This is a genomic window from Scrofimicrobium canadense (assembly GCF_009696615.1).
GTDB lineage: Bacteria > Actinomycetota > Actinomycetes > Actinomycetales > Actinomycetaceae > Scrofimicrobium > Scrofimicrobium canadense.
The window spans coordinates 95,630-105,628 of sequence record NZ_VULO01000005.1 but is presented as its reverse complement, the minus strand read 5'-3'; the positions used below and the strand labels follow the sequence as shown (position 1 = coordinate 105,628).

The 9,999-nt window shown below is 55.8% G+C and carries 10 protein-coding genes; 2 read left to right on the top strand and 8 right to left on the bottom strand.

From position 1 onward, the window contains the following. Positions 1–17 precede the first annotated feature (17 nt). Genes tilS through dacB form a run of 3 tightly spaced genes read right to left on the bottom strand, consistent with a single transcriptional unit; the run spans position 18 to position 3,064 of the window. Positions 18–1,013 (bottom strand): tRNA lysidine(34) synthetase TilS, encoded by a 996-nt coding sequence (gene tilS, locus FYJ24_RS05100; protein WP_154544241.1) that lies wholly within the window; start codon positions 1,011–1,013, stop codon positions 18–20. Position 1,014: 1 nt separating this feature from the next. Continuing rightward, a complete protein-coding gene (locus tag FYJ24_RS05095; protein WP_154544239.1) occupies positions 1,015–1,692 on the bottom strand; it encodes a hypothetical protein in 678 nt (225 codons plus the stop codon). Between the two features lie 10 nt (positions 1,693–1,702). Then, on the bottom strand, positions 1,703–3,064 hold the full coding sequence (dacB, locus tag FYJ24_RS05090; protein WP_154544237.1) for a D-alanyl-D-alanine carboxypeptidase/D-alanyl-D-alanine endopeptidase: 1,362 nt from the start codon (positions 3,062–3,064) through the stop codon (positions 1,703–1,705). Positions 3,065–3,126: 62 nt separating this feature from the next. On the opposite strand from dacB, the gene FYJ24_RS05085 reads away from it, so the two are divergent. After that, positions 3,127–3,615, top strand: coding sequence for an inorganic diphosphatase (locus tag FYJ24_RS05085; protein ID WP_154544391.1), 489 nt, complete (start codon positions 3,127–3,129; stop codon positions 3,613–3,615). An 88-nt stretch (positions 3,616–3,703) separates the two neighbouring features. Here the strand turns inward: FYJ24_RS05085 and FYJ24_RS05080 are convergent, their stop codons facing one another. Further along, positions 3,704–4,999, bottom strand: coding sequence for a C40 family peptidase (locus FYJ24_RS05080; protein ID WP_154544235.1), 1,296 nt, complete (start codon positions 4,997–4,999; stop codon positions 3,704–3,706). A gap of 121 nt (positions 5,000–5,120) precedes the next feature. On the opposite strand from FYJ24_RS05080, the gene FYJ24_RS05075 reads away from it, so the two are divergent. Then, on the top strand, positions 5,121–6,215 hold the full coding sequence (locus FYJ24_RS05075) for an alpha/beta fold hydrolase (protein WP_154544233.1): 1,095 nt from the start codon (positions 5,121–5,123) through the stop codon (positions 6,213–6,215). 10 nt (positions 6,216–6,225) lie between these two features. Here FYJ24_RS05075 and FYJ24_RS05070 read toward each other — a convergent pair whose 3' ends face one another. From FYJ24_RS05070 to FYJ24_RS05055, 4 genes are read right to left on the bottom strand one after another with little or no spacing between them, the layout of a single operon-like run. Then, positions 6,226–7,335, bottom strand: a complete 1,110-nt coding sequence (locus FYJ24_RS05070) for a hypothetical protein (protein ID WP_154544231.1) — start codon at positions 7,333–7,335, stop codon at positions 6,226–6,228. Positions 7,336–7,390: 55 nt separating this feature from the next. Continuing rightward, positions 7,391–7,624, bottom strand: a complete 234-nt coding sequence (locus tag FYJ24_RS05065) for a hypothetical protein (RefSeq protein ID WP_154544229.1) — start codon at positions 7,622–7,624, stop codon at positions 7,391–7,393. Further along, positions 7,621–9,729 carry a ferrous iron transport protein B gene (gene feoB, locus FYJ24_RS05060; protein ID WP_154544227.1) on the bottom strand — a complete coding sequence of 703 codons (2,109 nt, stop codon included), beginning with the start codon at positions 9,727–9,729 and terminating at the stop codon, positions 7,621–7,623. The genes FYJ24_RS05065 and feoB overlap by 4 nt, the downstream gene beginning before the upstream one ends. Beyond that, entirely contained in the window at positions 9,729–9,950 is a 222-nt protein-coding gene (locus FYJ24_RS05055) for a FeoA family protein (protein ID WP_318656548.1), read from the bottom strand. Before FYJ24_RS05055 ends, feoB begins: the two co-directional genes overlap by 1 nt. Between the last annotated feature and the right edge of the window lie 49 nt (positions 9,951–9,999).

Sequence of the window (9,999 nt, the reverse complement as noted above, 5' to 3'; positions counted from 1 at the left end):
GGACCAGACTGCCATATTTAGGACTCTCCTTGCACATGTAGCTGTCCTTTTTCGCGCCAAGCGCGAACACCTCCCGGCAAATGGACAGGACCTTGACCATGCCAGTCGGTAATAAGCGCGTCCATTTGTGCCACATGTGTGCTGGTCACCTGCCCTGCGGGGGAGCCTTCTTGTACCGCTGCTTCTAGCAGAGCTCTTTTGCGAAGTGCAGCCGGATACTTTTCCATATGTTCGAGGCGCTGGGGCATCAAAGACCGTAGTGCATCCTCATCCTCACCGGCTTGTGCGGCAAACCTCGCCAAAGCTGGAACAACGTCTTGTGCAAGAGCTTCTGAAAGGGCTGGGAGAGCTTTCTCACGGACTGCTGCCCGACGCAGGGGGTTCCCATCTTTACCCTGCCAAGGACCATCAGTGTAGTTGGTGGGATCATCAACTACCGGCAATCCCAAATACTCACAAAAGGCATGCGTATCAGCGCGGCGCACACCGAGCAGTGGCCGCCCCAAACTCACTGTGCCGAAGCGACGCCTGGGACGCATTGCTGCCAATGCGCGCAGGCTGGCACCGCGACCTAGTCTCAAAAGTACCGTCTCAGCTTGGTCATCCATAGTGTGGCCCAAGAGAACATCCACTTTCTTTGGAGCCAAAGCGCTTGCTGCTTCGGTCAATGCGGCGTAGCGCGCATCCCGCGCTCCCCCCTCACCTGCGTCAGTGAGTTTGACTTTCACAACAGAGGCATTGTGAGCTCCCAGTTCCTTCATAAGAGCAGCAACGCTGTTAGCTTCAGCATCCGAGTTCTTCCTCACACCATGATCGACTGTCACCGTAGAGACCTCTGGGCGATCGGCAAGGGCCAGCAGTGCCACAGCTAAGGCTACTGAGTCGGGCCCCCCAGAAACCGCCACCAGGACTGCTTCGGGAGTGTAACTACTCATATACCGCTTGGCAGCTAAAGAGACTGGGCGCAGCGGCTCAGCAGGAGTGCCGCCCACTAACGCGCGTGCTGTATGCATATCAGACGCTTTCTACCGTGCGCTTGTGCTGTAGCCAGCTTTCCATGATCGATGTCTCGTCGAGGCGCCCGACGGCAGGGTCTTCCAGAAATGACTGAACCTCTGAGTCTGCGGCTGCGACACTTTCGAGTCTCTCCCGTATCCATCGCACTGAGGAAATATCCCGGGGGCTCAGTTCTTCTAAACGCCGATGCGCTAGGACCCGGGCCATAGCTTGCGCTTCTCTATTGCCGTTGCCGATAGCGAGATATTCTGCGAAAAATGCTGCCTGCAGACACACCCATTTGGCGTAGTCTGCTTGGTCGAAGTCGAATCGAGTAGCGGTGACAAGAATGTTGGGCGCACACAACCACAGGCTGCCGGTTGATTTTCCGTACTGCAAGCTGCGGACTGCGCGGCGCATATCAGCCCAAGCGTCGCCGGCCCCTGGCCACGGGTCCCTCACCGAATCAAGGCATAGCAGGTCAATCAAACTGAGTCTGTCAATGACGAGGGCATTGGGAATATCGACGTGTGAGGAACCTGCTGAACCAGTTTTGCGTCGATACTCTTGTGCCCATTGCAGGCCCGAGCGGAGCCGTGACACTGTTGCACGGGCAGCTGATGGGGCGACTAGCGGACCTGCTGCCGTCGTGGCTTTGAGAGCCCGGGAAAGCTGGAGCCAGCGTTGCGTGTCCATAGATGAGATTCTATCCCGCTAGGGCAGAAACAAACTGGTCGATATAGGGCTTCACCCAGTAGGCGCCTTCGTCGGGGACCCCATCGGCACCAACCGCGAAGATCAAGGTTTTCCCATCCGCTGATGTCACCAGTCCGGCCAGTGAAGAAACGGAACCCAAAGAACCTGTCTTAGCCTGAAGATTTCCGAAGGTTTGTGCTTGGTCAAGGCGGTCGATAAGTGTGCCATCAATGCCAGCCCGCGGGAGCATCTGGAGGAGACTCCTACTCTGCTTGAGTACCTCTCCTAGCTGCCGCGGCGCAATCTTGTCATTTTCGGACAGTCCTGAGCAGTCGTCCAAGTATAGTCCCGCCGTGTCGATTCCAAGCGAGGCAACATGGTCAATAACCGCGGAGGTCGCACCCGCAAAGGTGGTTTCTGCCCCTTGAGCTTGGGCTGCCAGTTTGCAGAGTTGCTCTGCCATCGTGTTGTCAGAGTCGTGCAGCATGTACATGATCTGTTCGGTGATAGGGGCCGAATGGACCTCAGCTATTTGGGTAGCCCCTGCAATGCTACTGCCCGGTTGTGTCGACGTAACGGTTATTCCGGCTTCTTGGAGGCGGCTGGCGAATTCTGCGGCGACCACAGCTGCCGAATCATCGACAAAAGCCCATTCTCCAGGCGCAATACGGCCGGTTTCGATTGCAAACGAGGTTGTGTCCCCGGCAAAGTCGGTGACTTCTTGAGCCGCCCAGGCAGGAAGTCTCTTGTCCCCTTGGAAGAGAGAATCTTGATAGATCAGGGATACTTCAGAGACTTTGCGTTCCGAGAGTTCTTTCGCTGTCTTTGCTGCAAGGTCTGCCAGTCCTGCCCGCCCTGCTATAGCAGTGGAGTTTCCAACACCTGCAGATAGCAGTAGGTCACCCTCTCCCCATAAATACAGGGAATTATCCGCATAGGACACCCCCGTGGCCAAGGTATTCTTCCCGTCTAATGCCGAGAGCGCGAAGTCTGCAGTGAGTATCTTGGCAATAGATGCTGGAGTGTGGGGAGTTCCAGAGTCCGCCTCGAAAATCACTTCCCCCGTGTCGCCGTCGGCCACGTAGGCCCACGCTTTCCATTTACCTTCGCTGGCGGCACTTTCCATACCCGCCCAGGCTTGTGCAATCGTTTCTTGTGTGGGACCTGACCCCGCTGTCGGAATAGGAACTTCCACGACATGCAGGCCACTTTGTGGCTGAGGAGGGGGAACATACGTGGCCCCCTGATACACATCAATTGTGTCTTTGAGGTGTCCATCAGCAGTTTGTGACCACGGTGACCAGACAACCAGCCCCGCTACACCGGCACACGCCACAACGCCGACTACACTTGCCACTAGACCTCGCCGCATTGTTCACCTCCTCATCCAAGAGTAGAGCACTGCGGCGGTGCACAATACGATCGGAGCGAATGATGGAATTTGACGTCACAGTAGAGATCCCTAAGGGAAACCGCAACAAGTACGAAATTGATCATGAGACTGGGCGTATCCGACTGGACCGGATGCTTTTCACTTCGACCAGATACCCCGATGACTACGGTTTCATTGATGACACCTTGGGAGAGGATGGCGATCCCTTAGATGCACTGGTGCTTCTTGAAGAGCCAACCTTCCCCGGCTGTGTGATTCGCTGCCGCGCTTTGGGGATGTTCCGCATGAAGGATGAGATGGGTGGGGATGACAAAGTATTGTGCGTTCCTGCGGCAGATCACCGAGCAGCGTGGCGCACTGAGATCGAAGACGTCTCTGAATATCACCGTCTCGAAATCCAACACTTCTTTGAGGTGTATAAGGATCTTGAACCGGGCAAGTCTGTTGAGGGCGCACATTGGGTGGGACGCAAAGAAGCGGAGGAAGAAATCCTCCGCTCCTATGAACGTGCCCGCGCTCAGGGCCACTAGATTCCTCTGCCAGCGAGTGCTTGGTTTTTACTGGTTTCGATGAGGAAATCCGGTAAAAATCAAGCACTCGGCAAAGGACTGGGTGGAGTCAGACCACGCGACCGGCGTACGGCATGACACTGCCCCAGTTGTAAATGGAAGTAACCCGCACCGGGACCCCAAAGGTGGGCGCTTCGATTATTTCGTTATTCCCTAGGTAAATTGCCACGTGGTAGATGCCTGATTGTGAGCCATTGGAGGACCAGAAGATAAGGTCACCGGGCGCTGCCGAGTTGATGGAGACTTTGGCAGTCTCTGCATACTGCGAGCGCGACTGGTGAGTCAAGTAAATACCCACCGAACGATACGCCACTGTGACCAGACCTGAGCAGTCATAGCCAGGTCCTTCTCCGCCCCAAACGTACGGTGCTCCGAGAAGCTGCTTAGCGTAGTTGATAGCGCCCTGAGCACCTGAACCAGTCGAAGGTGGGGTCCATGGTTCAGGCTCTGGTGGATACCAGGGCTCCGGGGCAGGCGCTGGAGTCGAGGGTGTCTCGGGAACCAAAGTATTCTCTTCCTCGGCTTCCCGCTGTTCCTGCTCTTCGGCTGCTTGCTGCTGGGCAGCAATCTCAGCCGCTCTTGCCCTAGCAGCCTCTTCAGCAGCCTTTTGCTGTTCGGCCTCAATCGCCTTTTGTCGCTCAGTTTCTAACTCAACAGTCGTATTGCGGCGGACCGCAAGTTCTTGAATAACAGCGGCGTAGCGAGCTTCGGTTTGCGCTTGGATCGCAGATGCCTCTTGTGAAGCGCTTTCTGCCTCGTTAGAGCGAGTCTCTACAGCTGCTACTGCCTCTTCTTTGGCGACGCGAGCTTTCTCAGCAGTGCCTGCCATGACGTCAGCAACCTGCTGAAGAGCCAAGACCTCTTGCAGCTGAGCATCAACTGCCTGGCCGAAACTGCTCAAAACACTTTGCCTGGCCTCAATGTCGCTGAGACCATTGGAGGAAAGATACGGAGCCAGTGAATCAAGGTTCCCTGATCCCGTGCGATAGGTAGTCTGAACTACTGTCGCTAGTTCTTTACGCCCAGCCTCGAAAGCTTCTTGAGCCGTCTGCGCTTCAGCTTTTGCCTTTTCTTCTGTTTGAGTGGCCACATCCAGGTCAACTTTTGCCTGGTTAAGGTCCTCAGCTGCCACCCGCGCGGTAACCAAAGCAGCATCCGCATTGGCACGCACTGTCGCTAGTTGTACCTCTAGCTGCGCAACCGACATTTCCGCCAGTTGTTCAGCTTCGCGAGCTGCAGCAATGTCATCTTCTGACGGTGCGGCAACCGCGATCATTGGTGCGCTCATTACACCAACTAATAAAGTCGCTGCGGCAGCGACACGCAATACTCGCCTGTTTTGCATGGGTATACCCCCAATCCACGGACTAACCTACCGAACACTCGCCACAGATGCAACATATTCAACAATCGTAACAATAGCAACATGCCGCCCGCATCCTAGACAAAGCAACTAAGCTCTAGTTATGGTTGACGATTTGCCCGAGGTGCCCGACCAAACTGCACCCAATGACGTCGAATATGACGTCCTTGCCCCCTGGGGTACCGGCGGGCCACCCGCCTCCGGGCTGTGGGTAACTGACATTCTTGGAACTCCCTATTCCTGCCGCACACTCGAGCTCTTAGATGACGAAGAGGGGCCAGTCGTTGCAACATTAGTGCGAAAAACACGGCGCAACCCACGTTTTATTCTCTTGTACCTCCATGGCCGCAACGACTACTTCTTTCAAACCGAACTAAGTGAAATAATCGACCATAGTGGAGGCGCCTTCTACGCCCTTGACTTACGCAAATACGGTAGGTCCCTTCGGCCTTGGCAAACCATAGGTTACATTGATGACCTTAGCGCTTACGATGAGGACATTTCAGCCGCACTCGACCTTATTCGCCTCGATCACCCCGATCTGCCACTTATTGTCATGGGGCACTCCACGGGGGGACTTATTGCCACTCTCTGGACCTATCGCCATCCTGGTGCGTGCACCGGGCTGATCTTGAACTCTGCCTGGTTAGACCTCCAAAAATTTGCGTCAATGAAACCAGCCCTGAAGGGTGTGTTGGATAGAGTCGCGGCCAGATCTCCGCACGCGCCAGTGATCGGCGCAGGATCGGACACTTACTCGCGATCGCTTTCAGGTGGGTGGGAGCAATCAGGGTTCCCTCTCCCCGCACACCTGGAGGCTTACCGCGATGATCCAGCTGTTCGCGGATGGGTGTATGCACCTGAGTGGAAGCGGCCCGATTCCTACCCGGTTCCTGCCGCGTGGTTGGCAGCCGTAATACGCGGGCAGGAAGAAATCGAGAAAAATGCCCACATCGATTGCCCGATTTTGTCGATGACCTCTACGCGTTCAATGCTGGACGAGAAATGGAGCCCCGACGTTTTCAGCAGTGACATAGTTCTGGACGTCAACGCCATCCGCAAGCGAGCAGTCAACCTTTCCGACTGCGTCACCATGGCTCGCCTACCTGGAAAGCACGACTTGGCCACTTCAGATCCGGATGTCCGGGCAGACTATTACGCAATTATCACGCGCTGGCTGCGAGCCGTCTGCCCGTAATACAGCTAACCTACGCGCCGAATTGACTATTCAGTTCTGTGAGCGCTTCAGCAAGTGTTGGACCATACTGGTCACCGATGTGCCAGGCATCCCATCCGTCACGACCGTCGATTCCTTGGGCAACAAGAGCATCGGTTGGATCACGGAACTCACCCGCAGAGACGGTAATGACACCTTGGGCGGAGAGCTCGGCCTCAACTGGAGTGTCCCCCTCGTACACCAGAGTGACAGAACGCCCAACAGAGGCACCCATAGCTTCTAAGGCTTGCGGGGAACGTGGCCACGGTCCTTGCGAAGTGTTGAGGCGCTCACGGTGAGCCGCGCGGCGCCTTTCCAATCGTGAAGGGAAGGGGACTCCTACACGCCTGGTGGGTGCGCTGGGCGGCTCCTCCTCCACGCGGGCATGGGCATGCGTCTTGCGTTTGGCCAACACGTCCGCTTGGGCAATGGATGCCGTATCTGTGGCGGGTTCCTTGTGTTTCTCCAACTGGGGAATAACCTGTTCTTCTAGCATCCCCTGCGCAGAGTTTTCTCCCAGCAGCAAGTTGGCACGGTGCCCGTACATACGCGGCCCAACAATCGACACTTCTAAGAATGCGCGCCCGTTGCTCATTTGACGCAACGACATTTCATGAACTTCAATGCCCGACGAAGAAAGTACATCGAGAGCTGGACGCACCTCTTCGGTGATAGAAGCGGCGACAATCACGAGGCGAGGCCCGTGAGGAGGCGAAGGTGGCATAGATTCGCGGAACTGAAACCATCCCCGTTTGAAACCTTCGACTCCACCTGAGTATTCGCTAGCCAAGTCAGTCCAGGACATGGAGGCCGTGTCAGCCAGACGGGACAATGAATCGATCAGCGTTTCAGCGTCAAGACAGTCAAGCACCTCGACTGCAACCACCTGACCAGAAGCGTCCAGAGCCGTCAGGCGAGGAGTGCTGGCCGCCTCCGAATGGCGCATGATATTTCGCCACGTAATCGGAAAAAGTGGTCGAGAAATAATCTCCAAAACTTGCGCCCGCACTGCATCGAGTACTTCAGGTGTGAAACCGTCAACAACTTCGTGACCGAATTGTGCTGGGACAAGATGTCCGTCTTCCAACTCAAACAATGTCATACCGCGTCCCTTGTGTTTGCTTCAACCTCTATTGTCACACAGGTGGACGATCCATTCATGCGTTCGCTAATGGACAACCAGAACATGCGATGTGCGCTTGCGGCGATTGTGCTCCATGACACATTCCGAGCCCCGAGGCGCACAGGCTTGTCGCATCGACCAACAGTCCGCGCCGGCGCATGTCGTCGACGATGATTTCTCCCAGTGAATGCGATATTCCTGCCACTGCTGCGGCTCTTTCCACCGGCATGCCCTTGTGTAGCTGAGCTGTGAATGAGGCGACTGTCATATGAACAGCCTTCCAATTTGGAAGATTCCAACCGCCAACACCCAGGCTAATACCAGTTGAGCAATCACGGCGATAGTCGTTGCCCGCCCACCAATCTGGCGTGCTTGCTCTGCCACAGTTGCCAGGCATGGTGTGTAGGTGAGGACAAAGACTAGGAAGGCAAAAGCTGCCAAGGGCGCTGCCTCGCCAGCAGATTTGGTGAACGACGCATGTATTAGGTCTGGCAACGAGCCTAGGTCCTCGCCGCCGTCTTCAGCATCCCCTGCCTGCTCCTCGCCCAGATTGTAGGACACGACTATGGAAGAGATAACTGTTTCTTTAGCAACGAATCCTGTCATGAGGGCACCTGTCATGTGCCATTCCCCAAAGCCAGTGGGGGCAAATACGGGCTCTAATACCTGCGCAGTGGTTCCATAAAGAGAATCTTTCATCGGCATGTCGGAGTCGCCGAACGAATACCCTGCCGTCATTGGGATTGCCGACATGAGCCACACGACCATTGTCATAGCCACGATGATCTTCCCCGCACCCTTCACAAAGGCCCAAGAGCGCATCCACGTTGTCTGGAGTGTCACCAAAATGCGCGGTGTCTGGTACGCGGGTAGCACTAATGTGAGTGGAGCAGCCGCCTCGTTCTTAGTGAAAAACGGTTTGAGAGCCAGGGCCCCAATTATCACCATCACGATGGACAACACATAGAGCGCCATCACGACCGTTCCCGTGTGTTGGGGGAAGAAGATACGGGCAATCATCATGTAAATGGTCAGACGCGCCGCGCAGGAGGTGTACGGGGTGATCAGTACGGTTACCAATCGCTGACGCGCATTTGGCATGGTTCTGGCAGCAGCCAGCGAAGGTAGGTTACAGCCGAACCCCATGATGAGTGGCAAAATGACACGCCCATCGAGACCGAGTTTTCGCATGAGTCGGTCGCCGAGGAAAGCGGCCCTGGCCATGTAGCCGGAGTCTTCCAGGATGGAAATCATGAGGAAGATGACAAACATGAGGGGCAAGAACGAGGCGACAACACCTAAGCCGGTACACAGTCCCCCGACAAGAAGGCCCTGCAGCCAGCTCTCTTCTAATCCAACTCCGGTTAGTAGGGCAGTCACGCCGTTGGCTAGGGAGAAGACTCCCGGTTCATCTGATGCGAAAAGGGCGTCAAAGAAGTCTTGGATAGGACCGACCCATCCACCCGCAATCATGAAGAGCACCCACATGAGCCCAAAGAAGACAGGGATGCCAATAAACGGGTTGAGCAGCAGCCGGTCAATCTTGTCGGAACGAGACATACGAGTGGCTTCGCTGCTGGTCACGCCCATCTGTTTTTCGATGGTGTCCACCCAAGCAAAAATTTCGGCTGCTCTATCTGCGTCCGAGGTGGAATGAAGGGCTTGGGTTGAATCAGGAGCTGGCTGGTCACACTGGTCACACCCGCAAGAATCCTGACAATTGCTCTGTGCGGCCGCTGCAGCAAGTTGGTTGTAGCCAGGAGCCGTGGGGTCGGGTTGAACTCCCGTAATACGGGGGCGCTGGTGGAGTGCTGCGACGACAAAATCCTCAAGGTCGTGAATGCACTTGTGGCTACGGGGGTCTAGACCCATGACTGGAATGCCCAAGGCTGTCTGTAACGCTTGCAGGTCTACCGGTCGCCCCTCTTGCTCGGCAACGTCGCACAGGGTTACCACCACTGCCATAGGACGCCCGGTCTTGGCTACTTGCGCTAACAGGTAGAGGGATCGCGTCAGGGCCGCTGCGTCAAGGACGCATACCACTAGGTCCACGGAGCTTCCTTGTGCGGCGTCCGTGAAAGACCCGGGTGTTCCAGCCAAAGTATCCACTACCAGTTGCTCATCAGGAGATTGTGCAACGAGAGAATATGTACCCGGAAGATCCAGGATATGCGCGCCTATCTTCTTCCAGGTTCCGGTCATCACTTCCACGGTGGTTCCCGGAGCATTCACCACAGCCTGGCGCGCGCCGGTGACCGCATTGAAAAGTGTGGACTTCCCAACGTTGGGATTGCCAACCAGCACAATGGTTGGCATAGCTGCCTGCGCTGGCAGGACTGTTTGAGGGACAGGATCGCAGTGAGGACACGACATTAGAGGATCTCAACTTCCATCTTTCGCGCGCTACCGCGATCCACAGCTATCCGAGTGCCGCCGATATTGATGACAACTCCAGAGATCAAAGAACGATTCACCGCAGTGAAATCTGCACCGGGTCGAATACCGAGTTCTTGAAAGCGCAGGAGATATTTGTCGCTTACGGCAGGATCAACAATCCGCGCCCTGGTGCGCAAAGGACATTCGCTGAGATTCACATGACTAATGTTAGCCTCACCTAACGGAAATAGGTGGGACCAATGGCCT

Excerpts from the sequence above, each read along its gene's own strand:
- tilS (WP_154544241.1), bottom strand. The coding sequence starts at position 1,013 with ATGCATACAGCACGCGCGTTAGTGGGCGGCACTCCTGCTGAGCCGCTG.
- FYJ24_RS05095 (WP_154544239.1), bottom strand. The coding sequence starts at position 1,692 with ATGGACACGCAACGCTGGCTCCAGCTTTCCCGGGCTCTCAAAGCCACG.
- dacB (WP_154544237.1), bottom strand. The coding sequence starts at position 3,064 with ATGCGGCGAGGTCTAGTGGCAAGTGTAGTCGGCGTTGTGGCGTGTGCC.
- FYJ24_RS05085 (WP_154544391.1), top strand. The coding sequence starts at position 3,127 with ATGGAATTTGACGTCACAGTAGAGATCCCTAAGGGAAACCGCAACAAG.
- FYJ24_RS05080 (WP_154544235.1), bottom strand. The coding sequence starts at position 4,999 with ATGCAAAACAGGCGAGTATTGCGTGTCGCTGCCGCAGCGACTTTATTA.
- FYJ24_RS05075 (WP_154544233.1), top strand. The coding sequence starts at position 5,121 with ATGGTTGACGATTTGCCCGAGGTGCCCGACCAAACTGCACCCAATGAC.
- FYJ24_RS05070 (WP_154544231.1), bottom strand. The coding sequence starts at position 7,335 with ATGACATTGTTTGAGTTGGAAGACGGACATCTTGTCCCAGCACAATTC.
- FYJ24_RS05065 (WP_154544229.1), bottom strand. The coding sequence starts at position 7,624 with ATGACAGTCGCCTCATTCACAGCTCAGCTACACAAGGGCATGCCGGTG.
- feoB (WP_154544227.1), bottom strand. The coding sequence starts at position 9,729 with ATGTCGTGTCCTCACTGCGATCCTGTCCCTCAAACAGTCCTGCCAGCG.